This is a genomic window from Dactylosporangium sp. NPDC051541, assembly GCF_044454505.1.
Classification (GTDB): domain Bacteria; phylum Actinomycetota; class Actinomycetes; order Mycobacteriales; family Micromonosporaceae; genus Dactylosporangium.
The window spans coordinates 245,380-266,591 of record NZ_JBITDU010000006.1; the positions used below are offsets into that span (position 1 = coordinate 245,380).

Annotated in this window: 23 protein-coding genes; 17 read left to right on the plus strand and 6 right to left on the minus strand. The window is 69.2% G+C overall.

Features of this window, described 5'->3' with window-relative positions; genetic code table 11:
- Positions 1 to 63: 63 nt before the first annotated feature.
- The 3 genes from ACIA8L_RS27695 to ACIA8L_RS27705 are packed head-to-tail and all read left to right on the plus strand — an operon-like array spanning position 64 to position 2,536.
- Positions 64 to 1,074 (plus strand): permease, encoded by a 1,011-nt coding sequence (locus ACIA8L_RS27695; RefSeq protein ID WP_395909354.1) that lies wholly within the window; start codon positions 64 to 66, stop codon positions 1,072 to 1,074.
- 16 nt (positions 1,075 to 1,090) lie between these two features.
- Entirely contained in the window at positions 1,091 to 1,810 is a 720-nt protein-coding gene (locus tag ACIA8L_RS27700; protein WP_395909355.1) for a TIGR03943 family putative permease subunit, read from the plus strand.
- Positions 1,811 to 2,536 (plus strand): histidine phosphatase family protein, encoded by a 726-nt coding sequence (locus tag ACIA8L_RS27705; RefSeq protein WP_395909356.1) that lies wholly within the window; start codon positions 1,811 to 1,813, stop codon positions 2,534 to 2,536.
- A 203-nt stretch (positions 2,537 to 2,739) separates the two neighbouring features.
- Here the strand turns inward: ACIA8L_RS27705 and ACIA8L_RS27710 are convergent, their stop codons facing one another.
- Positions 2,740 to 3,504 (minus strand): potassium channel family protein, encoded by a 765-nt coding sequence (locus ACIA8L_RS27710; RefSeq protein ID WP_395909358.1) that lies wholly within the window; start codon positions 3,502 to 3,504, stop codon positions 2,740 to 2,742.
- Positions 3,505 to 3,631: 127 nt separating this feature from the next.
- Here ACIA8L_RS27710 and ACIA8L_RS27715 point away from each other — a divergent pair, with 127 nt between their 5' ends.
- The 7 genes from ACIA8L_RS27715 to ACIA8L_RS27745 all read left to right on the plus strand — a co-directional run bounded on the left by ACIA8L_RS27715 (position 3,632) and on the right by ACIA8L_RS27745 (position 8,562).
- Positions 3,632 to 4,108: a YcxB family protein gene (locus ACIA8L_RS27715; RefSeq protein WP_395909360.1), complete on the plus strand. Its 477-nt coding sequence runs from the start codon at positions 3,632 to 3,634 to the stop codon at positions 4,106 to 4,108.
- Positions 4,109 to 4,517: 409 nt separating this feature from the next.
- Complete coding sequence (locus ACIA8L_RS27720) at positions 4,518 to 4,928, plus strand: molybdopterin-binding protein (RefSeq protein WP_395909361.1); 411 nt, start codon at positions 4,518 to 4,520, stop codon at positions 4,926 to 4,928.
- Complete coding sequence (modA, locus tag ACIA8L_RS27725; protein ID WP_395909363.1) at positions 4,925 to 5,734, plus strand: molybdate ABC transporter substrate-binding protein; 810 nt, start codon at positions 4,925 to 4,927, stop codon at positions 5,732 to 5,734. Before ACIA8L_RS27720 ends, modA begins: the two co-directional genes overlap by 4 nt.
- A 10-nt stretch (positions 5,735 to 5,744) precedes the next feature.
- Entirely contained in the window at positions 5,745 to 6,542 is a 798-nt protein-coding gene (locus ACIA8L_RS27730; protein WP_395909365.1) for an ABC transporter permease, read from the plus strand.
- On the plus strand, positions 6,539 to 7,600 hold the full coding sequence (locus tag ACIA8L_RS27735) for an ABC transporter ATP-binding protein (protein WP_395909367.1): 1,062 nt from the start codon (positions 6,539 to 6,541) through the stop codon (positions 7,598 to 7,600). Before ACIA8L_RS27730 ends, ACIA8L_RS27735 begins: the two co-directional genes overlap by 4 nt.
- 63 nt (positions 7,601 to 7,663) lie before the next feature.
- The gene (gene cobF / locus ACIA8L_RS27740) at positions 7,664 to 8,401 is read left to right on the plus strand and encodes a precorrin-6A synthase (deacetylating) (protein ID WP_395909368.1); all 738 of its coding nucleotides are present in this window, start codon (positions 7,664 to 7,666) and stop codon (positions 8,399 to 8,401) included.
- Positions 8,402 to 8,403: 2 nt separating this feature from the next.
- The gene (locus ACIA8L_RS27745; RefSeq protein ID WP_395909369.1) at positions 8,404 to 8,562 is read left to right on the plus strand and encodes a hypothetical protein; all 159 of its coding nucleotides are present in this window, start codon (positions 8,404 to 8,406) and stop codon (positions 8,560 to 8,562) included.
- A 30-nt stretch (positions 8,563 to 8,592) separates the two neighbouring features.
- Here the strand turns inward: ACIA8L_RS27745 and ACIA8L_RS27750 are convergent, their stop codons facing one another.
- Positions 8,593 to 9,591: an aldo/keto reductase gene (locus tag ACIA8L_RS27750; RefSeq protein WP_395909371.1), complete on the minus strand. Its 999-nt coding sequence runs from the start codon at positions 9,589 to 9,591 to the stop codon at positions 8,593 to 8,595.
- A complete protein-coding gene (locus ACIA8L_RS27755) occupies positions 9,588 to 9,971 on the minus strand; it encodes a VOC family protein (protein WP_395909372.1) in 384 nt (127 codons plus the stop codon). The genes ACIA8L_RS27750 and ACIA8L_RS27755 overlap by 4 nt, the downstream gene beginning before the upstream one ends.
- 77 nt (positions 9,972 to 10,048) lie before the next feature.
- Here ACIA8L_RS27755 and ACIA8L_RS27760 point away from each other — a divergent pair, with 77 nt between their 5' ends.
- Positions 10,049 to 10,642, plus strand: a complete 594-nt coding sequence (locus ACIA8L_RS27760) for a TetR/AcrR family transcriptional regulator (protein ID WP_395909373.1) — start codon at positions 10,049 to 10,051, stop codon at positions 10,640 to 10,642.
- 37 nt (positions 10,643 to 10,679) lie between these two features.
- Entirely contained in the window at positions 10,680 to 11,423 is a 744-nt protein-coding gene (locus ACIA8L_RS27765; RefSeq protein WP_395909375.1) for a zf-HC2 domain-containing protein, read from the plus strand.
- Here the strand turns inward: ACIA8L_RS27765 and ACIA8L_RS27770 are convergent.
- Complete coding sequence (locus ACIA8L_RS27770) at positions 11,346 to 12,533, minus strand: FAD-dependent monooxygenase (protein WP_395909376.1); 1,188 nt, start codon at positions 12,531 to 12,533, stop codon at positions 11,346 to 11,348. The genes ACIA8L_RS27765 and ACIA8L_RS27770 overlap by 78 nt on opposite strands.
- 33 nt (positions 12,534 to 12,566) lie before the next feature.
- On the opposite strand from ACIA8L_RS27770, the gene ACIA8L_RS27775 reads away from it, so the two are divergent.
- Entirely contained in the window at positions 12,567 to 13,187 is a 621-nt protein-coding gene (locus ACIA8L_RS27775) for a PadR family transcriptional regulator (RefSeq protein ID WP_395909378.1), read from the plus strand.
- On the opposite strand, the gene ACIA8L_RS27780 is transcribed toward ACIA8L_RS27775, so the two are convergent.
- Both ACIA8L_RS27780 and dusB read right to left on the minus strand, forming a co-directional pair.
- Entirely contained in the window at positions 13,153 to 13,797 is a 645-nt protein-coding gene (locus ACIA8L_RS27780; RefSeq protein ID WP_395909380.1) for an HAD family hydrolase, read from the minus strand. The two genes, ACIA8L_RS27775 and ACIA8L_RS27780, sit on opposite strands and share 35 nt — an antisense overlap.
- 19 nt (positions 13,798 to 13,816) lie before the next feature.
- The gene (dusB, locus tag ACIA8L_RS27785) at positions 13,817 to 14,938 is read right to left on the minus strand and encodes a tRNA dihydrouridine synthase DusB (RefSeq protein ID WP_395909381.1); all 1,122 of its coding nucleotides are present in this window, start codon (positions 14,936 to 14,938) and stop codon (positions 13,817 to 13,819) included.
- A 221-nt stretch (positions 14,939 to 15,159) separates the two neighbouring features.
- Here dusB and ppdK point away from each other — a divergent pair, with 221 nt between their 5' ends.
- From ppdK to ACIA8L_RS27805, 4 genes are all read left to right on the plus strand, one after another.
- Entirely contained in the window at positions 15,160 to 17,814 is a 2,655-nt protein-coding gene (gene ppdK, locus ACIA8L_RS27790) for a pyruvate, phosphate dikinase (protein ID WP_395909383.1), read from the plus strand.
- Positions 17,815 to 18,552: 738 nt separating this feature from the next.
- Entirely contained in the window at positions 18,553 to 19,206 is a 654-nt protein-coding gene (locus tag ACIA8L_RS27795) for a hypothetical protein (protein WP_395909384.1), read from the plus strand.
- Positions 19,207 to 19,415: 209 nt separating this feature from the next.
- Positions 19,416 to 19,565: a DUF6767 domain-containing protein gene (locus ACIA8L_RS27800; protein WP_395909385.1), complete on the plus strand. Its 150-nt coding sequence runs from the start codon at positions 19,416 to 19,418 to the stop codon at positions 19,563 to 19,565.
- Positions 19,566 to 20,132: 567 nt separating this feature from the next.
- Positions 20,133 to 21,059, plus strand: coding sequence for a hypothetical protein (locus ACIA8L_RS27805; protein WP_395909386.1), 927 nt, complete (start codon positions 20,133 to 20,135; stop codon positions 21,057 to 21,059).
- The last annotated feature ends 153 nt before the right edge of the window (positions 21,060 to 21,212 follow it).

A 21,212-nucleotide genomic window follows, 5' to 3' on the forward strand; every position in this document is an offset into this window, starting at 1 on the left:
CGGCGGAAGTGTTCGTTCGTGCTTCATGCCGGCGGTACTGATTGACGGGGTAGCCTCCATCGCGTGACGGTCACCGAGGAGGACCACAGCGCGCCGGCCCCCGAGGAGGCGCCCGCGCGCCGCTGGCGGCCCGGGTCCGTCGAGGTCCTCGCGGTGCTGCTGGTCCTCGTCGTGCTGCTACGGGAGCCGATCACCCGGTCGCTCGCGACGCCGGCGCTGCAGACCTGGCTGACCGTGTTCGTGTCGGTGCTGACCCAGGCGATCCCGTTCCTCGTCTTCGGGGTCGTGCTCTCCGCGATCATCGCCGTGTTCGTGCCGGCCTCGTTCTTCGCCAAGGCGCTGCCGAAGCACCCCGCGCTGGCCGTGCCGACCGCCTCGATCGCCGGGGTCGTGCTGCCCGGCTGCGAGTGCGCGTCCGTGCCCGTCGCCGGTGCTCTCGTCCGCCGCGGCGTCACACCGGCCGCCGCCTTCGCGTTCCTGCTCTCCTCGCCGGCCGTCAACCCGGTCGTGCTGGTCTCCACCGCCGTCGCCTTCCCGGGCCAGCCGCAGATGGTCGTCGCCCGGGCCGTGACCAGCCTCGTCGTGGCCAGCGTGATGGGCTGGCTGTGGCAGGCGTTCGGCAAGGGCAGCTGGCTGCGGATGCCGTCGCGGGCGCACCTGGACGGCATGGGGAAGTGGCCGGCGTTCTGGGCCTCCGTCCGCCACGACGTCCTGCACGCCGGCGGGTTCCTCGTCATCGGGGCGGCGTCGGCCGCGGTCATCGGCGTCGTCGTCCCCAAGTCCTGGCTGGAGCACGTCGCCTCCAACCCCGTGCTCGCCATCGTGACGTTGGGGCTGCTGGCGGTACTGCTGTCGATCTGCTCCGAAGCCGACGCGTTCGTGGCCGCGTCGCTGACCCAGTTCTCGCTCACCGCCCGGCTGGCGTTCCTCGTCGTCGGGCCGATGATCGACCTGAAGCTGTTCGCGATGCAGGCCGGCATCTTCGGCCGCCGGTTCGCGCTGCGCTTCGCCCCCGCCACGTTCGTCATGGCGATCCTCGTCTCGGCAATCCTGGGACCGGTGTTCTTTGAATAAGCAGGCTCAGGCGGTTGTGCTCCTGCTCATCGGCGGGGCGGTGCTGCGGGTTTCGCTGACCGGGCAGTATCTGAACTACGTCAAGGCGTCGCTGCAGCCCTACCTGGTCACCGCGGGTGCTCTGCTCGTCCTGGCCGGTCTCTTCACGCTCTGGTACGAGTTGCGCGGATCGGCTTCGTCTACTTCTCCTGAGCACGACGATGCTTCTGTTGAGCACGACGACGGGCACGGGCACTCGCACTCCGGGCCGAAGGTCGCCTGGCTGCTGCTGGCGCCGGTGCTGGGGCTGCTGCTGTTCGCGCCGCCCGCGCTCGGCTCCTACGCGGCCGGCCGGTCCGGGTCGGCGGTCACGGCCCGGTCCGAATACGCGCCGCTGCCGGCCGGGGACCCGCTGGCCATCACGATGCTCGACTACGCGTCGCGGGCCGTGTTCGACAAGGGCGTGTCACTGGGGGAGCGGCGCATCCAGCTCACCGGGTTCGCGATGCAGGGGCCGCAGGATCAGTGGCTGATCGCCCGGATGATGGTCAGCTGCTGCGCGGCCGACGCGCGGCCGGTGAAAGTGGCCCTCGACGGGGAGCTGCCCGCCGGGCTGGCCGACCAGCAGTGGGTGCGGGTCATCGGCAAGTACAGCGGCCGCGAGATCCAAGACGATGTGAACGGGGAGGCGATCCCCTTCATCGAAGTGTCGGAGGTCACCTTGATCCCGGTGCCGCAAGAGCAGTACGAGTCGTAGGTGGACATCTCCCGCCCGGCCCTCCTCGTCCTCGTCCGGCACGCCGAGTCGGCGCGCAACCAGGCCAAGAAGGGCAGCGTCTACTTCGCCGACGACGCCGCCCGGCAGATCGTCCGCGGCGTGCCCGACCACCTCATCGAGCTGACCGCCGACGGGCGCAAACAGGCGGAGCAGACCGGGCACGCCGTCCGGGAGCGGTTCGGCGCCTTCGACTACGTGTTCACCAGCGGATATGTGCGGACGGAGCAGACCGCCGAGGGGGTCCTGGCCGCCTACACCACCGCGGAACGGGCCCGGATGCACGTCAAGACCGACCTGTTCATCCGCGAGCGGGACCCCGGCTTCGCCTACGACATGACGACGGCCGAGGCTGAGGCCGCGTTCCCGTGGCTCAACGAGTATTGGCAGACGTTCGGCGGCTTCATGGCCCGCCCGCCCGGCGGCGAGAGCCTGGCCGACGTCACCGGCCGCGTCCACGAGTTCCTCAACACCCTGTCCCGCGACCACGCCGGCCAGAAGATCATGATCGTGACGCACGGCGGGACGCTGCGCTGCTTCCGGTTCCTGCTCGAGGGCTGGACCTACGCCCAGGCGCAGAAGTGGCCGGCCGGCCAGTCACCGGCCAACTGCGGCATCACCACGTATCAGGACAACGGCTCGCACTTGGAGCTGGTGGATTACAACAGGGTTTACTGGACTGTTGGCTCTACTGCGGATGGGATCTAGGCACGCAGGTGAGCGGGTTCGAGCTGATGGACGGCGGCGAGGCTCATGGGACCGTTGGCTCTACTGCGGATGGGATCTAGGCACGCAGGTGAGCGGGTTCGAGCTGATGGACGGCGGCGAGGCTCATGGGACGGTTGGCTCTACTGCGGACGGGATCTAGGCACGCAGGTGAGCGGGTTCGAGTTGGGGGGTGGCGGCGAGGCTCATGGGACAGTTGGCTCTACTGCGGATGGGATTTGAGCTTTCAGGTCGGCTACTTCGGCGCGTAGGGCTTGGACTTCAGCCAGTACCAATGCGATGTCACTCTTTGTAGCGTCCTGCTTGTTGTCGTCCTTGACAGCGATCCGGTCGACGATCCACGTGGCCAGGGAGCCGGTCACGAAACCGATGAGGCCGATGCCGCCCATCATGAGGCCGATCGCGACGAGCCGGCCGTCGGTCGTGACCGGGAAGTGGTCGCCGTAGCCGACCGTCGTGATCGTCACGCAGGCCCACCACAGGGCCTCGCTGTAGCTGGTGATGTTGGCGTCCGGGCTGGCCCGCTCCGCGTCGAGGACGGCCAGCGCGGCCACGAAGATCAGCAGGACACTGGTGGCGCCCACGTACAGGGCGAGCCGGCCCCGCGCCCACGCCTCCGTCCGGCGGGTCAGCACCAGCACCGCCGTGAACAGCCGGAGGACGCGCAATGGCCTGAGCGCGGGCAGGAGCAGTACCGCCAAATCGAACAAATGCCCGCGGACGAACTCCCACCGCCGCACGTGCAGCAGGAACCGGACCACGTAGTCGCCGACGAACAGCCCCCAGATGGCGACGGTCACGATCTCGAGCGCGTCATGCCAGCTCCGGCCCAGCCCCGGCCGCAGAATCGGCACCGCGTAGGCCACCAGGAACACCACCGCGAGCGCCGTCAACGCCCCCGCGGTACGCCGCTCCCAGGCGTCGGCACGCTGGTCACTGCGAAGCTTCATGCCCTCAGTATGGATTTTTTCCGGTCACGGATTCGTCGCTCCAGCTTGTCCGGTTCGTCGCCGGGGCCCGTCCCGCCGCGTCGTGCGAATGGCGTACCCTACGGCAGCAATCGATGAACGGGGACTGATGCTCATCACGCTGACGGTCCAGCCCGACCGCAACCGGACCCGCCGGTCGCTCCGGGCTCGCATGCGGGGCAGCCTGCGCTCCTGGAACCTGGTCGGCGGCGGCCTCTCGGTAGCCGGCCTCAGCGCACTCATCCTGGGCATCCCCATCGGCGCCGGCGTCCTCCTGACCCCCGGCGTGATCATCCTCGTCGGCCCGTGGGTGCTGACCCGGGCCGCGGCCAAGGCCAGGACCGGGGTCTTCGCGGAGACGGCGACCTACGAGATCACCGACAGCGGCGTCCGCGTCTTCACCCGGAGCCTGCGTAACGGCTACGAGTGGTCCGCCGTCGAGCGCGTCGAGGACAACGGCGAGTTCTGGGTCGTGGTCGTCAATGGCACCGGGGTGCTGGTTTTGCCGTTCACGCTGCTGCCGGAGCCGGAGGAGCGGAAGGTCCGCGACTTCCTGTTGGAGCGCAAACTTCTCGCGCCGGTCTGACGCCCGGGCGCAGGGTCCGGCCAGGCGCGGTCGTGCAGGTCCACCACGATGTCGGCGCGGTCGCCGCGGGTGGCCTCGTCGGCATGGTGGGTCCGGGACGTGCGGAGCCAGATGATGATGTTTTCACCGCCGCCGGCGACGTTGAGCGTGGTGTCGTGCTGTGTGACGGCCGGGTTGGTCGCGCGGAGTGTCTCGGCCAGGCGGGCGGCCGTAGCCTTGGCGACTTCGGCGTCCGTGCCGTCGACCAGCACCGTGGCCGGGCCCGGGGGCACCGCCGCGGCCAGGAGATGGAGGACCTCCGACCATCGCTCGTCCATACCGTCCATCATGCCCTGGCTCCTCTTGCTGGGGCAGATGCCAGCTCGAAGACCGATTCAGCCTCGCATCTGCAACATATAGGCTGTGCCCCATGACCACGTTCCGGATCGGCGAGGCGGCCGAGTTGCTCGGTGTCAGCGTCGACACGCTCCGGCGGTGGGTGGACGGCGGGCGGCTCGCGGCCGGGCGCGACGAGCACGGGCACCGCGTGATCGACGGCGTCGACCTGGCCGCGTTCGCGCGGTCGCAGGCGGCCGAGGCGGACGCGGGGGCCGAGGGCTCGTCGGCGCGCAACCGGATGCGCGGCATCGTCACCGCCGTGGTCAAGGACACCGTCATGGCGCAGGTCGACATCCAGGCTGGGCCGTTCCGGGTCGTGTCCCTCATGAGCCGTGAGGCCGCCGACGAACTCGACCTGCGGGTCGGGTCCCTCGCCGTCGCCGTGATCAAGTCGACCACCGTCGTGGTGGAGCGTGTGGACAAAGGGAGGAGTCACGCATGAGGCGCACCGTCTTGGCCGGGCTTGTGGCCGTCGCACTCGGACTGACCGGGCTGGCCGGCTGCAGTGACGACAGCGGCGCGAACAGTGCCAACCCGCCCGCCGCGGCGTCGTCGGGTGCGGGCACCGGTGTCACCGGCACGGTCAACGTGTTCGCCGCGGCGTCGCTGACCGAGTCGTTCACCAAGATCGGGCAGGCGTTCGAGGCGGCGAATCCGGGCAGCAAGGTCACCTTCAACTACGCCGGCAGTTCGGCCCTGGCGACCCAGATCAACCAGGGCGCGCCCGCGGACGTGTTCGCCTCCGCGGCCCCGGCCAACATGAAGACCGTCACCGATGCCGGCAACGCGTCCGGCGAGCCGACCACGTTCGCGAAGAACCAGCTCGTGATCGCCGTGGCGCCCGGCAACCCGAAGGGCATCAAGGGCCTGGCCGACCTGGCCAAGCCCGGCATCAAGGTCGCCCTGTGCGCGGAGCAGGTGCCGTGCGGCGCGGCCGCGAAGACGGCGCTGACCGCGGCCAACGTCAAGCTCACCCCGGTGACCCTCGAGCAGGACGTGAAGGCGGCCCTGTCGAAGCTCACGCTGGGTGAGGTCGACGCCGCGCTGGTCTACCGCACCGACGCCCACGCCGCGGCCCGTGACGTCGACGACGTCGAGTTTCCGGAGTCGGCCGGCGCGATCAACAGCTACCCGATCGTGGTGCTGAAGAACGCTCCCAACGCCGCGGGCGCCAAGGCCTTCGTCGCCTACGTGCTGTCCGACAAGGGCAAGGGCGTCCTCGCCGACGCCGGATTCCAAGCACCGTAGGCGACCAAGCGTGCGGGCAAGGCGTGAGCACGCCCGGCGGGTGCCAGTAGCGTTGCTGGTGCCGGCCGGGCTCGGGCTGATCTTTCTGGTGCTGCCCCTGGCCGGGCTGCTGATCCGGGCGCCGTGGACGACGCTGCCCGAGCGGATCATGCAGCCGGGGGTGCTGACGGCGCTGCGGCTGTCGCTGCAGAGTGCGACGCTGGCCACTCTTTTGTGCCTGCTTCTGGGGGTACCGCTAGCTTGGCTGCTCGCCCGCGTCGAGTTCCCGGGGCGGCGGGTGGTGCGGGCCCTCGTGACGGTGCCGCTGGTGTTGCCGCCCGTCGTGGGAGGCGTGGCGCTGCTGCTCGTATTCGGGCGACGGGGGATCGTCGGGCAATGGCTGGACAGCACCTTCGGGATCACGCTGCCGTTCACGACCAGCGCCGTCGTGCTGGCCGAGGCGTTCGTGGCCATGCCGTTCCTCATCATCGCCGTCGAAGGGGCGCTGCGCGGGGCGGACGCCAGATACGAAGAGGCCGCGGCGACCCTCGGAGCCGGGCGCTGGACCACGTTCACCCACGTGACGCTGCCGCTGGTGGCGCCCGGTATCGCGGCCGGGGGCGTGCTGTGCTGGGCCCGGGCGCTGGGCGAGTTCGGTGCGACGATCACGTTCGCCGGGAGTTTTCCGGGCCGGACCCGGACGATGCCGCTCGAGGTGTACCTCGCGCTGGAGACCGACCTGCAGGCCGCGATCGTGCTGAGCCTGATGCTGCTCGCCGTCTCCGTCGCGATCCTGGCCTCGCTGCGCGACAAGTGGATCACCGCATGAGCGCCGAGACGTTTTTGGACGCGCGGATTGTTGTCGAGCGGGGGGCGTTTCGACTGGATGCGGCGCTGCGGATCGCGGCCGGGGAGGTTGTGGCGCTGCTGGGGCCCAATGGTGCGGGGAAGACCACGGCGTTGCGGGCGCTGTCCGGGCTCACCTCGCTGACCGACGGGCACATCGCGGTGGGAGGTGAGGATCTCGATCGGCCCGCGCGGCGGGTGTGGGTGGCGCCGGAGCGGCGGCCGATCGGCGTCGTGTTCCAGGAGTACCTGCTGTTTCCGCACCTGAGCGCGCTGGACAATGTGGCGTTCGGGCCGCGGCGGCACGGGCGGGACCGCAAGACGGCCCGGGCCGAGGCGGCGGCGTGGCTGGGGCGGGTCGGGTTGACGGAGTTCGCCGAGCGCAAGCCGCGGCAGCTCTCTGGCGGGCAGGCACAGCGGGTGGCGTTGGCGCGGGCACTGGCAGTACACCCGACGCTGCTTTTGCTTGATGAACCGCTCGCGGCGCTCGACGCGGGCACCCGGGCCGACACGCGGGCCGAACTGCAGCGGCATCTGGCGGATCATCCGGGGGCGACGCTGCTGGTCACCCATGATCCGCTCGACGCTCTGGTCCTGGCCGACCGGCTCGTGATCCTGGAGGGCGGGGCCGTTGTGCAGGAGGGGGACGGGGCGGAGATCACGGCGCGGCCGCGGACGGAGTACGTGGCGCGGCTGGTGGGGCTGAATTTGTACCGTGGGCGGGCGTCCGGGCATGCTGTCGACGTCGGCGGGGTGGTGCTGACCGCGGCCGATGCGCTGGACGGGGACGCGTTCGTGGCCTTTCCGCCGTCGGCCGTGGCACTGCACGCTTCCCGGCCGGACGGGAGCCCGCGTAACGCCTGGCCGGCGACGATCGCGGGGATGCAGCGGCACGGGGACAATCTGCGGATTCAGCTCGCCGGGGCGCTGCCGGCGGCGGCTGACGTGACGCCCGCGGCGGCCGCGCATCTGGAGCTGACGGCGGGGCGCGAGGTGTGGGCGGCGGTGAAGGCGGCCGAGACCCGTTCCTATCCGGCGTGATGTGCGGGTGCGCCGCCACGGCCGCGAAGCGGGCGTATCCGGCGTGGCCTCTACGATGGCCGAATGCGCAAAGTGTTGATCATCGGGGTCGGGGCCGGGGATCCGGAGCAGGTGACCGTGCAGGCGATCAACGCGATGAACGCCGTCGACGTGTTCTTCGTGCTGGACAAGGCTTCGGTCGCCGACCTCACGGTGGCGCGGCAGGCGCTGGTCGCGCGGTATGTGCGGCGGCCCGATTCGCGGACGGTCGTGATCGCCGATCCGCCGCGGGACCGAGCCGCCGCCGACTACGTCGGGGCCGTGGAGGACTGGCGCGATGAGCGGTCCCGGCTCCTGGCCGCGGCGATCGAGCGGGAGCTGGGGCCGGACGGGGTCGGGGGCATTCTGGCCTGGGGCGACCCGGCGCTGTACGACGGGACGATCCGGATTCTTCAAGACGTTGTGCCGTTTGAGGTGATTCCCGGGATCAGCTCGGTGCAGATCCTGACCGCGCGGCACAAGATCACCCTGAACCGGGTCGCCGGGGCCGTGCTCATCACGACCGGGCGGCGACTGGCCGCCGGGTGGCCGGACGGGGCCGACGACGTCGTGGTGATGCTCGATGCGTCGCTTGCCTGCCGCCGGTACCGCACCGAGCCCGTCGACATCTACTGGGGCGCATACCTCGGGACCCCCGACGAGATCCTCGTCAGCGGCCGGCTCGACGACGTCATCGACGAGATCGAGTCGGTCCGGGCCGCGGCGCGGGAGCGCAAGGGATGGATCATGGACACGTATCTGCTGCGGAGAGTGGAGGGCTAGCCATGCACGAGGCGATCTCACCGGCCGGGATGGCCCCGCCGAACGCCCGCTTCGCCCACGCCACGCTCGTCACCAGCCCGACGCGGTGGCTGCACATGGCCGGGCTGGTTCGGCCCGAGTTCCGGATCGAGATCGTGGTGATTGCCGCGAACCAGGAGTGACCGACAAAAGGCCGAGACCGAGCCGGGCGCCTATTGCCGGTCGCTCTCGAGGGCGGCTTTGCCGAGCACCCACTGGCTGGTCTCGTTGATGAAGTCGGTGGGGAAGCCGGCTTTGAACGCCGTGACTGCCTCCAGGTTTCGCGACATTTCGGACGACAGCTCGATGCCCAGGCTATCCAAATTGTCGCGAATCTGCGCTTCCGTTCGCGCGCCAAGCATCGGGAGTGCGCCCTTCTGCCGGACCCACGCCAAGGCGACCTGAGCCGGGGTCGCGCCGAGCTCGTCGGCGGCGGCCTTGACGGCCCGCGCTACCGCGCGATCCGCAGCGCTGATGTTCGCGCCGTTTAGCCGTCCCGTTTCCGACATTTCGTATTTGCCGGTGAGCATGCCGCCGCCGAGCGGGCTCCAAGCGGTCACCGCCATGCCAAACTCCGCGGCCATCGGCAGCAGCTCGCGCTCCGCATCGCGGTTGACCAGGCTGTATGGGACCTGCAGGCCGGCGAACTCGGTCCAGCCGCGCCACTGCGCCAGAGTGTTCGCGCGGGAGACGAGCCAGGCGGGCGTGTCGGAGATGCCGCAGTACAAAATCTGGCCCTTCGAAACGGCGTCGTCCAGGGCGCGCATCGTCTCCTCGATCGGCGTGTGCCGGTCCCAGATGTGGACCCAGTAGACGTCGATCCGGTCGGTGCGGAGCCGGCGCAGGCTCGTCTCCAGCGACAGGCGCAGGTTGCGGCGGTGGTTGCCGCCGCCGTTGGGGTCGTCGGCGTCGCGGGTGACGGTGTACTTCGTCGAGACCACGAACCGGTCGCGCCGGCCTTCGAGGAGCGCGCCGACGATCTCCTCGCTGGCCCCGCCGCGGTAGTTGATCGCGGTGTCGATCATGTTGCCGCCGGCGTCCGCGTACGCGTCGAGGATCTTGCGGCACTCTTCGATCGGGGCGCCGACCCCGCCCTGCTCGCCGAAGGTCATGGCGCCCAGGACGAGCTCGGAGACGCGCAGGCCGGTGCGGCCGAAGGTGCGGTACCTCATGCGATCGCCCGGTTGATCGCCCAGCGGTGGCCGGACGGGTCGAGGAACTGGGCGGTGCGCTGTCCCCACGGGGCGTCGTACGGCGCCTTGAAGGCCGTCGCGCCCCGCGAGAGGGCCCGGCTCCAGGCCGCGTCCACGTCGTCGACGGCCACGTGGAATGCGGCGGGGGAGCCGCACAGCGACGCCGGGGTGCGCAGGCCGGACTCCGGCATCTCGCCGGCGACGGCGAGCTCGGTGTCGCCCAGGAGCATCTGCACGGCGAGCAGCGTGCCGTCGGGCTGGGCGAAGCGGCCGGTCTCGCGGGCGCCCAGTGTCTCGGCATACCAGGTGGCGGCCGCGGCCGGATCGTCCACCACGAGATGGACGGCGATCTGTGTCATGGGACGACCATACAAGCTGTCTGGTCAAAGTGTCCAGGCTGGTTGTCCAGGCAAAGTGTCCAGGTACTGTGTCTCCTGTGACCGCCCGCCGCGACGTGCCGATGAGCGCCGACCTGCGCGACCGCATCCTCGACGCACTGCGTGCCCTGCTCGATCAGCGCACCTTCGACTCGCTCAGCGTCGCCGAGATCATCGCCGCCGCCGGCGTCTCCCGCGCGAGCTTCTACTTCTACTTCCCCGGCAAGCAGGCCGCCCTGGCCGAGCTCGTCCGGCGGGCGGTCGGCCAGGGCCACGACGCCGCCGAGCCGTGGGTGTCCGGCACCATCGACCCCCGCGAAGCGCTGCGCCGGGGCATCGACGCCGGTGCCGGCCTGTGGCTCGCCAACGCCGGTGTGCTGCGGGCCATCGTGGAGAGCTGGGGCTCCGACCTGCAGCTGCGCGCCCTGTGGCTGGCCCAGATGGACACGTTCACGCAGGCCACGCTGGCCCGGATCACGCCGCTCGCCGATCGGCTCCCCGGTGTCGACCTTCCCGCGCTGGCCGCGTCGCTGACCTGGCTGGGGGAGCGGCTCTACTACCTGGCGGCGAGCCGGGTGCCACCGTTCGACGACCGGAAAGTCCTGGTCGACACGCTGCTGCACCTGTGGACGACCGCGTTGCGGGAAACCTGAGTGGAACTTCGGGGGCCTGCGCGGCGACAATCCAAGCGTGGAGTGTGAGCGGTACCGCGAGGCGTTGTCGGCCCGGCTCGACGGCGAGGACCAACCGATCGATCCGGCGCTGACCGACGCCCACCTGTCGTCGTGCCCGGCCTGCCGCAAGTGGGAGCAGGACGCGCTGGCCGTGACCCGGCTCGTGCGCCTGCAGCCGATCCCCGGCACCCCGCCTCCGGTCTCGGCCCTGGTCAAGGGCTTCACCAAGCAGCGGCCGCCCCGCCGCCTGGTGCTCGTGCTGCGCGTGCTGCTCGGCCTGTTCGGGCTGGCCCAGTTCATGCTCGGCATCGCGCAGGCCGCGACCGCCGCCAGCACCAACCACCTGCACGGCTCCGGCCACGTCTTCCACGAGTCGGCCGCGTGGAACGTGGCCATCGGCGCCGGCTTCGCCTGGATCGCCACCCGCCGCGCCACCCCGGCCGGCGCCCTGCCGATGCTCACCGCGTTCGTGGCGCTGCTCGCCCTGCTCAGCACCAGCGACCTGCTCAACGGCACGGTCGAGACGACCCGCCTGATCAGCCACGGCTTCGTGCTGGCCGGCTACGGCATCGTCCTCGCCCTGTCCCGCCCGGCCCTCGACCCCGGCCGTCCCCCCGCCGGCCGCCGCGGGTCACCGTGGCAGTGGCGCCGCCCGGCCGCACTGGACGTGGTCGAGGAGCCGTCAGCCCCGGCCCCGGCCCGCCTGCGCCTGATCCAGGGCCAGGCCCGGACCGGCGACCCACTCCGGAAGGCCGCGTAGCGCCAGGGGCACGCCATCGGGCCACCCCGGCCGGCCGTCAAGCACCCGGCCGCCGAGGTCGATGTGCAGCTCCTCCTCGACGGTGCGGTTGGAGCCCCGCGGATCGGCGGACCGGGCCACGTTGTGCGCGGCGACCGGCCGCCGCTCGGCCTCGTAGGTGTCCAGCAGGTCGGCCGAAGCCCAGCCGCGCAGCACCCACGCGAGCTTCCAGCCCAGGTCATAGCCGTCATACAGCGCCGTGTTGAGCCCGGTCCCGCCCCGCGGCGTGATCTGGTGAGCGGCGTCGCCGACGAGGAACGTGTTCCCTTCGCGATACCGCTCGGCCAGCCGGGCCGACGAGGTGAACGTCCCGACCCGTTCCAGGCGGGGCGCGAACCCGGGCACTCCGACGGCACGTTCGATCAAAGACGGAAGGCGATCCGGGGGTACTGCCGGTGTGACGCCATAGTGCCACCGGTCGCCCGATCCTGAGGGCAGCAGGATGCCCCCGGCCTCGACCGTCCAGTAGATGCCGTAGCGGTGCGGCCCGGCCAGCCGCCACAGCAGCGGGTCGCGGAACAGTGCGTTCGTGCCGTCCATGATGTCGTCGGTGCCGGGCGCGGAGATCCCGAGGGCCGCGCGGGTGGCGCTGCGGGCGCCGTCGGCGGCGATCACGTACTGCGCCCCCTCGACGTCCGCCGGGCCGGCGGCCCGGCCCCGGACGATCGTCGCCGCGGGCAGGGTGCGCAGGTGCGATTCGAGGACGCGTTCGAGATGATCCTGGGGCACGCAGGCCGGTGCGCTCGGACTGACGGCCGCGGCCTGCGCTTTCGTGGGGTACCCGACCGGCAGCGGGCGCCCCTCCGCGGCCCGGGCCAGGCTCGGCGCCGCCCACATCTGCCACTCGACGTCGTTGCCGCCGGCCAGCAGCGCCCGGTCCAGCGCCCAGTCGCGCATGATCTCCATCGTCCGCGTGCTCAGGACCGTGGCCCGGGGCAGATCGGACGGCGCTGGCCGCTTGTCGACGACGAGCACGCGCACGCCGAGCCGCGCGAGCGCGATCGCCGCGGTCAGCCCGGCCGGGCCGGCACCGATCACCAGGACCGGCCGGCGCTGCGATATAGTCCCCATGGGAGTAACGATAGTCCAGAAGGGACCATAGAGTTGGCGGCCGTCCAGAAGCTGACAACCACCTCGTACGCCGTCCTCGGCCTCCTCGCGATCAAGCCCTGGACCACCTACGAGCTGGCGAGGCAGATCAGCGCGGGCGGCAACTACTGGCTGCGGTCGCGCAGCAAACTGTTCGAGGAGCCGAAGAAGCTGGTCGGGCTGGGCCTGGCCGTGGGCGCACCGGGCCGGACCGGCAAACGCCCGAAGACCGTCTACGCGATCACGGAGGCGGGCCGCGGAGCCCTCGCTGCATGGCTTTCCGAGCCCGGCGAGACTCCGGTCTTCGAGTCCGAGCAGATGCTCAAGGTCTTCTTCGCCGAACACGGAACCAAGGCCGATCTCGTGGCCCAGGTGAACGGCCTACGCGAATGGGCGGAGGCCGAGCTCGTCCGAAACGCCATGTTCGCGCGACGGTACCTCGCGGGCCTGGGCGAGTTCCCGGAGCGAACGCCGATCCTCACCCTCATCGGCCGGTTCAACTGCGACCAGGCCGACGCGGTCCGCCGCTGGTCCGAGTGGGCGGCCGCGCAGATCGCCGAGTGGCCCGACGACCTGACCGCCGCCCCACCCGACCGATCACTCATGGAACGGCTAGCGCATCCAGACTCGCGATAACGCCCTCCGACGACAATGACGCACCCCGATCGAGCGTCAACCCTTGGTGCCCGAGCTCCCGGGCCGCCTGCACGAGCAGCGGATCGTCGTCGATGAACAGGCACTCGTCCGCGGGAAGGCCGAGCAGCCGCTGTCCTTCGGCGTACATGCGCGGGTCGGGCTTGTTGCACCCGAGCACCTCGGAGATCGCGAACCCATCGAAGTATCCGGCGAGATCGAGCGATTCGAGCAGCGTCACCAGCCCGGCCCAGGAGTCGGAAACCACCGACATCCGAACCCCGCCGAGCCGCAGCCGTTCGAGCGCGGGCCGCACATCCGGGTAGACCTCGACAACGGGCTCGGCAAGCGGCGCGTCCAACTCCGCCAACAACGACGCCGACGGCTCCACCCCGAGAACGTCAAGCATCACCCGGTGATACTCACCCCGCGGCGGCGTGGTCGACGACTTGTCCAGAAACCGCTGCCCAACGGCGATAGCCGCGGCAAACGATCCGACTCCCGGATAGTGCCGCGCCACAATGCGCTCGAAGTCGAATCGCGGATTCCACCGCCCGCCGATGGGCCCGAACAACACCCCACCGGCATCGAACATCACACCCCGCATCCCCATAGACAGCAGGCTATCCGGATCAGCCGCCGGAGTCGTCGAGTTCGGCGCCTTCGGGGACTTCGTCGGTGTCGCGGTCGTTGAGCCAGCCGTCGGGGAGGATGACGCGGGCGGGGGTGCCGGTGCGGCCCCGTGGCTGGCCCAGGATTTCGCGGGGGAATGGGACGTCGGGGTCGAGCTGGGCCAGGAGGTGGGCCAGTTCGTCCAGGGTGGACGAGGTGGCCATGGCGGCTCGGAGTTCGCCGCCGGCTGGGAAGCCCTTCAGATACCACGCCACGTGCTTGCGGAAGTCGGTCACGCCCTCCTTTTCCCGGCCCCACCACTCCACCAGGAGGGTGGCGTGGCGGTGCATCAGGGCGGCGACCTCGCCCTGGGTGGGCAGGGCGCGGGTGGTGGAGCCGGCGAAGGCGGCGGCCAGGTCGGCGAAGAGCCAGGGGCGGCCCAGGCAGCCGCGGCCGATGACGACGCCGTCGCAGCCGGTTTCGGACATCATGCGCAGGGCGTCTTCGGCCTCCCAGATGTCGCCGTTGCCCAGGACCGGGATGTCCAGTGCGGACTTGAGCGCAGTGATCTTGGACCAGTCGGCCTCGCCGGAGTAGCGCTGGGCGGCGGTGCGGGCGTGCAGGGCGACCCAGGCCACGCCGGCGTCCTGGGCGATCTTGCCCGCGTCGAGCATGGTCTGGTGGTCGTCGTCGATGCCGATGCGCATCTTGATCGTGACCGGGATGCCGGCGGGGGCGGCGGCGCTCACCGCGGCGTTCACGATGGAGGCGAACAGGCCGCGCTTCCAGGGGAGCGCGGAGCCGCCGCCGCGGCGCGTGACTTTGGGGACCGAGCAGCCGAAGTTCATGTCGATGTGGTCGGCCAGGTCCTGCTCGACGATCATCTCGACGGCCTTGCGGATGGTGGCCGGGTCGACGCCGTAGAGCTGAAGGCTGCGGGGGCGTTCGTCGGAGCCGAACTGGATCATCGACATGGTCTTCGGGTTGCGCTCGACCAGGGCTCGGGTGGTGATCATTTCGCAGACGTAGAGGCCGGCGCCCTGTTCCCGGCACAGTCTCCGGAACGCCACGTTGGTGATGCCGGCCATCGGGGCGAGCACTACGGGCGGGTCGACGACGTGGGGTCCGAGCTGCAATGTCACCCCCTCATCGTCTCATGACCAAAGGCGCGGCCAGTGAGAGCGCTCTCTGCTCGGGAATGCGCATTCGTGCTCGTGGTACCGCTCCCAAATGCATTGAAAATCGCACCTCGTGCCGTTTCCTGTGCGACTTGTCACCGGGCATGGCGATGCCACTCGAAAGCGCCTTACGGTGTCCGGCACACCCAGGACCTAAACGAGGGCTCAGTGGGTATGGAGGCGTAGTGCGCAAGTTCGTGTACGACTTCGAAGAGGGCAACCGCGACCTGAAGGACCTGCTCGGTGGCAAGGGCGCCAACCTGGCGGAGATGACCAACCTCGGGCTGCCGGTGCCGCCGGGCTTCACGATCACGACCGATGCCTGCCGCGCGTTTCTCGACACCGGCGACGTGCCGGGCCAGGACGAGATCTCGGAGCACCTCGCCGCCCTCGAGCAGAAGATGGGCCGGCGCCTCGGCGACGCCGAAGACCCCTTGCTGGTCTCGGTGCGCTCGGGCGCCAAGTTCTCGATGCCGGGCATGATGGAGACGGTGCTCAATGTCGGGCTCACCGATGCCAGCGTGGCCGGGCTCGCCGCGCAGGCCGGTGGGGATGAGCGCTTCGCGTGGGACTCCTACCGCCGCCTCATCCAGATGTTCGGCAAGACCGTGTGCGACGTGCCGGGCAGCGAGTTCGAGCACGCTTTGGACGATGCCAAGCTTCGCGCCGGTACCCCCGACGATGTAGGTCTTCAAGCAGCACATCTCAAGGAACTGGTCGGCGACTACAAGCGGATCTTCCGCGAGCACACCGGGCAGGACTTTCCCCAGGATCCGCGCGAGCAGCTGGCGGAAACCATCAAATCCGTCTTCCGGTCGTGGAACGCCGACCGCGCCGTGCTGTACCGGCGCCAGGAGCGCATCCCGTCGAGCCTGGGCACCGCGGTGAATGTGGTGGCCATGGTGTTCGGCAATCTGGGCGCCGACTCCGGGACCGGGGTGGCGTTCACCCGCGACCCGGCCACCGGCGAGCGCGGGGTCTACGGCGACTACCTGGCCAACGCCCAGGGCGAGGACGTCGTGGCCGGCATCCGCAACACGATGCCGCTGCAGGCCTTGGAGCAGCGCGACCAGGCCAGCTACGACGAGCTGATGTCGATCATGGCTAGGCTCGAGGAGCACTACAAGGACCTGTGCGACATCGAGTTCACCATCGAGCGCGGCAAACTCTGGATGCTGCAGACCCGCGTCGGCAAGCGCACCGCCGCCGCCGCGTTCGTGATCGCCACCCACCTGGTCGACGAGGGCGTCATCGACCTCGACGAGGCCGTGCACCGGGTCAGCGGCGCGCAGCTGGCGCAGCTGATGTTCCCGACATTCGACCTGGCCGGCGCGCCCGAGCAGCTCACCCGCGGAGTCGGCGCGTCACCGGGCGCGGCCGTCGGCAAGGCGGTGTTCGACGCCGCCCACGCGGTGGCCATGGCCAAGGAGGGCGAGGCCGTCATCCTGGTGCGCCGGGAGACCAACCCCGACGACCTGCCCGGCATGATCGCCGCCCAGGGCATCCTGACCAGCCGCGGCGGCAAGACCTCACACGCCGCCGTCGTCGCCCGCGGCATGGGCAAGACGTGCGTGTGCGGGGCCGACGAGCTCGACGTGAACCTCCACAAGGGACAGTTCAGTGTGGACGGCCACGTGATCTCCGAGGGCGACGTCATCTCCGTCGACGGCACGACCGGCCGGGTGTACCTCGGGGAAGTCCCCGTGCAGCCGTCGCCCGTCGTGCAGTACTTCGAAGGCACGCTCGACCCGCAGGCCGACGCGCTCGTCTCCGCGGTCCACCGCATCCTCACCCACGCCGACGAGCGGCGCCGGCTGAAGGTCCGCACCAACGCCGACACCGGCGAGGACGCGGCCCGGGCGAGGCGTTTCGGCGCGCAGGGCGTCGGCCTGTGCCGCACCGAGCACATGTTCCTCGGGCCGCGCCGGGCCCTGGTCGAGCGGCTGATCCTGGCCCAGAGCGACCCCGCGAAGCGCGAGGCCGCCCTGGCCGAACTGCTGCCGCTGCAGCGCGACGACTTTGTCGACCTGTTCCGCGAGATGGCCGGGCTGCCGGTGACCGTCCGGCTGATCGACCCGCCGCTGCACGAGTTCCTCCCACCATTGGAGCAGCTGGCGGTGAAGGTCGCCGTCGCCGAGGAGCGCGGTGAGGACCCGGGGCGCGATCGCGATCTGCTCGACGCCGTGCGCCGCATGCACGAGGCCAACCCCATGCTCGGCCTGCGCGGCGTACGCCTGGGCCTGGTCATCCCCGGCCTGTTCGCCATGCAGGTGCGCGCCATCGTAGAGGCGGCCGCCGCCGTGCCCGACTCCCACCCGGAGATCATGGTCCCGCTCGTCGGCGCCGTGCAGGAGCTGGAGACCATCCGCGCCGAAGCGGAGAAAATCATCCGCGAGTTCGCCGTCGACGTGAAGATCGGCACCATGATCGAAGTGCCCCGGGCCGCGCTCACCGCCGGCGACATCGCCCAGGCGGCCGACTTCTTCTCGTTCGGCACCAACGACCTCACCCAGATGGGCTGGGGGTTCTCCCGCGACGACGTCGAAGGTGCATTCTTTTGGCGGTACCTCGAACTCGGCATCTTCGGCGTGTCACCCTTCGAGTCCATCGACCGTGACGGGGTGGGCCGGCTCGTCCGCATCGCGGTCGACGAAGGCCGGGCGGCGCGCCCCGACCTGCACTTCGGCGTCTGCGGCGAACACGGCGGCGACCCCGACTCCGTGCACTTCTTCCACGAGGTGGGCCTGGACTACGTGTCCTGCTCACCGTTCCGCGTCCCGGTCGCCCGCCTGGAGGCCGGCCGCGCCGCGATCGAAACCACCGGCTCCGACTCCCGATGACGTGAGCGGAACGGTACTAGTTCACCGGGTTTCGAGTCCCCGGTGAGCATCGGAGCAGGCCGGGGCAATGGCGCCCCGGCCTGCTCTCTATTTGCTGGCTCGCAGGCTCGCGGCGGGGGAGGCTTCGCCTCCACCCGCACCCCCGCGCAATCTGCGCCAACCACGTCACGGCCATAGGGGGCTGAGCGGGTGCAGCTGGTCGCGGGGCGCGGAAACGGAAGCTGCTTGCCGCGTTGTGTGAGCGCCTCGTCGGCGCTATCGCGCGATGCGGTCGCTATCAGAACGGCGGTCGGCTTGATCTGCTGGCCATCCGGCCTCGGGTCGCGTTGAGTAGCGGAACCCAGTCTTCAGACGACTACCGGACCTGGGCAGCCGCTGAATGCGAGCGACCCCACCGATCACCTCGACCAAGCCTGGCCGGGCTGCGGTCGTAGATCCAGTAAATAAGTAGCCGCTGCGGGAGCGCTGTGATTCGCTGGCAGCCGTTCGCCGATCCACCCGCGTCGTCTTGACGAAGAATCCGGCTGGTTCGACGATCCCGACGGGTGGGTACGGCGCGATGGGCTGGTGGCTGATACGAACAGATCCAGTTCCTCCCAGGGATAGGCGCGTCCTGGGTTCGGTGGGATCACCGTGACCCAGGGTTGAGGTTGATGATCGATCTCCCTCGACGAACGGGACCAGCGAGTCGTGTCCTGGGACGGCGCAGACGCCACCACACCACTAAAGTCCCGCCGTATGGGCTTGCACTGTGGTTATCTCGTCGCCGCTGTCGAACCCGACGCCCTGCTGCTGGAGCTGTCACGGCATGCGGGCGCGTTCGTCGCGGGTGCCCTGGTGGAACGGGTCGCTGACGCCGACATCGATCCCGGCCGGTTCGACCTGTTGCTCGGCGGGGGCGACGGCAGGGCGTTCCTGGTTGACACGTCGATGATGCTGTCCACGAACGCTGACATGATCATCGCGATGTCGGACGTACTGGGCACGGTTGTCGGTGCCGGCGCAGAAACGGTCTCCGGCTCGTATTGGCTCACGGTGGCCCGTGACGGCGAACTGCTTCGGCATGCCTTCATGTCGTATGCGAGTTTGACTCTCGGCATGTCGATCGGCGATCCGCTGGCGAGCGAGGACGAGTTCCCGCTCGTTGACAGCAGCGGAGACGGGGTGTTCGCCGCGATGGCGACGTTCGGGCTTGACCCGTCAGCCTGGCTGGATTCCGGACCGGCCACGGTGGTGACATTCGACGCTACCCGGTTTCCGCACAACGGCGCCGTTGACGCCATCCGCCGCCGGCACTTCGAGCAATACGGGCGCCCCGAGGACGCATGGCTCCATGAAATCGTTGCGGTCGAGGCAAGCCCCTCACGCCGACCCAACGCCGCGGAACGATAACTGCTCAGACCATCCCCCGTACCAGCCATCACCAGGTCGCAGCGCGCACATGCCCCATGATCGACCCGCCCGCCCCGGGATCGCGGTCCGAACGCCGCCCGCCGCGGAACTCCGGACGCTACGCACCAGCGGGGCCCCAAGCACACACACCCGGAGCCGGAAGCGGTTGCAGGAGCCAGGACCGATAGCCTGCTGCGCCTGAATGGCGGGTGCCCGCTGCCCACCGAGCCTTGCCGGCCAAGCCAGCTGAACACGACCGGCCCGAGGAATGCCCGCTGGTATACCTCGTCATGAGCGACGACGAACTCTGGGCCGGTCTGCACAAACTCCTGCAGCATCGCCGACTGGCCGCGGCCTGACGACCGAGGTCGCCACACTTTCGCCGTTGCGGCGAGCTTGCACGCACCGGCGCCGCCGTTGGGCGGCCCGGGCATTCCCAAATCGCCCGGTCTCGCTGCCAGTCTCGGGCTGATCGGGTTACCGGATCTGCCGCGCCGTGCGTACCGACCTCCGACGCACCGTCACGCTGCGTGTAGCGCGCTCCGCTCCGGCCGGCTCACCATCATGCCGATGAGAGCGTTCAAGGTAACTCTTACGCCTACCATAAGGTGGCACGATTACGTTGCGGCTCACTCGATCGGGGGTTCGAGGTGAATTCGACTGCGCCGTGGAGTCTCCAGCACGCCAAGCTGGATTACTTCAACCGCCGCGGCGGCCTCCCCGGGAAGAAGCGATTGGTAGTTAGGGAGGGCGTGCTCGCCGCAATGGCCAGCAGCGACTCGAGGCGCTCAATTGAGCTCATTCGCAATCGCTCTCCATCGTTGTTCTCGCCGTTTATCGACGAGGTTTTGGTGTTATGTCCGTCGGACACAAGAGGGATCGACTCAGAAGCTGTCGCCCTTGGGTCTCGGTCTAGGCTAATCAAGATGAGCACTGCATATATTCTGCTCCAAGGGCTGTTCGGCGCCGCGCTCAGCGAGTTTGACCTTGACTTTAAATCCTACATGAAGTTTCGCCTGAAGCAGCTTGACAAACAGATCATCCCGCCGAGAGAAGCTGTAGTGCGGATGTCTGAATATGGTGAAGCCTTTGCCGCGTCGTACGAATTCAGCCCGATTCTAGTCAGTATACGATCGCTCATTAATCGTCTCGTGGTTAGCCCGGACGAAGTCGGCGCGGTAGCAACTCAGTGGCTGCACGTTTCGGGTTATCGCGGCAACCATCTGCACTTCGGTACTCATGGTATGGACTTTACGATAGCCCACGAGATGGCGCATCATCTGCTTAATCATACGCGGAATGGAAACAAGGACTTAGCCGCGCCAGGACCTCTCATCTTGCAGGGGAGACTGGACGGCATCGGCTATCAACTGCCCTCCGGAAGGAATAGCAGTCACCAGCAAGAGTTTGCGGCAGATGCGCTTGCTGTACTGATGTTGATGGGCGACGAGAGCCTTCCCGCCCGAGTCCGTTCGGACTGGGCAGAATGTGCCGCAATTGGAGCATTTTGCGCGTTGCCTGCGCTTCATTTCAAGGAGGGAATCGAGGCGGCGAATCGTCACGGCGCGACGGCTTGCCATAAAGATACGCACCCCTCCCTGACCGATCGGGCGAAGAACCTCCTAGAGATATTCCTTCGAACAGAGCCGGATCACCCCGCTGGCGGCTATCTCGACCCCGGGCTGGGTCGATATGTTCCTCAGCGTCCGAGTGGTCGGGCTTTGAGATATTGGGCCTGTCAGGCGGCTATGCCACTGCTGTCGCTTTCTCCACTTTGGACGCCTCGCTTGAAGCTAGAAGCGATGGGCCAGTTCATCTCGATGCCTGACCGGCTTTCCGTGCCTAGAAGGTGAAATTTAGCGACCCGATTTCCCGGAAAGAATGCCGTGATCACATGCACGCTCATGCCGCGTAGGGGGCGCGCTGGCCATCCAACCCGTGACGCTTCGTGATCGATGCTTGCGTCATCAAAGTAGTGCTGCACTGCCGAGATGAGTGTGTCGGGC

What these genes read in the sequence shown, in the direction of transcription:
- ACIA8L_RS27710 (WP_395909358.1), bottom strand. Translation starts at nt 3,504, where the DNA reads ATGAAGCTTCGCAGTGACCAGCGTGCCGACGCCTGGGAGCGGCGTACC.
- ACIA8L_RS27715 (WP_395909360.1), top strand. Translation starts at nt 3,632, where the DNA reads ATGCTCATCACGCTGACGGTCCAGCCCGACCGCAACCGGACCCGCCGG.
- ACIA8L_RS27720 (WP_395909361.1), top strand. Translation starts at nt 4,518, where the DNA reads ATGACCACGTTCCGGATCGGCGAGGCGGCCGAGTTGCTCGGTGTCAGC.
- modA (WP_395909363.1), top strand. Translation starts at nt 4,925, where the DNA reads ATGAGGCGCACCGTCTTGGCCGGGCTTGTGGCCGTCGCACTCGGACTG.
- ACIA8L_RS27735 (WP_395909367.1), top strand. Translation starts at nt 6,539, where the DNA reads ATGAGCGCCGAGACGTTTTTGGACGCGCGGATTGTTGTCGAGCGGGGG.
- cobF (WP_395909368.1), top strand. Translation starts at nt 7,664, where the DNA reads ATGCGCAAAGTGTTGATCATCGGGGTCGGGGCCGGGGATCCGGAGCAG.
- ACIA8L_RS27745 (WP_395909369.1), top strand. Translation starts at nt 8,404, where the DNA reads ATGCACGAGGCGATCTCACCGGCCGGGATGGCCCCGCCGAACGCCCGC.
- ACIA8L_RS27750 (WP_395909371.1), bottom strand. Translation starts at nt 9,591, where the DNA reads ATGAGGTACCGCACCTTCGGCCGCACCGGCCTGCGCGTCTCCGAGCTC.
- ACIA8L_RS27755 (WP_395909372.1), bottom strand. Translation starts at nt 9,971, where the DNA reads ATGACACAGATCGCCGTCCATCTCGTGGTGGACGATCCGGCCGCGGCC.
- ACIA8L_RS27770 (WP_395909376.1), bottom strand. Translation starts at nt 12,533, where the DNA reads ATGGGGACTATATCGCAGCGCCGGCCGGTCCTGGTGATCGGTGCCGGC.
- ACIA8L_RS27780 (WP_395909380.1), bottom strand. Translation starts at nt 13,797, where the DNA reads ATGGGGATGCGGGGTGTGATGTTCGATGCCGGTGGGGTGTTGTTCGGG.
- ACIA8L_RS27795 (WP_395909384.1), top strand. Translation starts at nt 18,553, where the DNA reads ATGGGCTTGCACTGTGGTTATCTCGTCGCCGCTGTCGAACCCGACGCC.
- ACIA8L_RS27805 (WP_395909386.1), top strand. Translation starts at nt 20,133, where the DNA reads ATGAGCACTGCATATATTCTGCTCCAAGGGCTGTTCGGCGCCGCGCTC.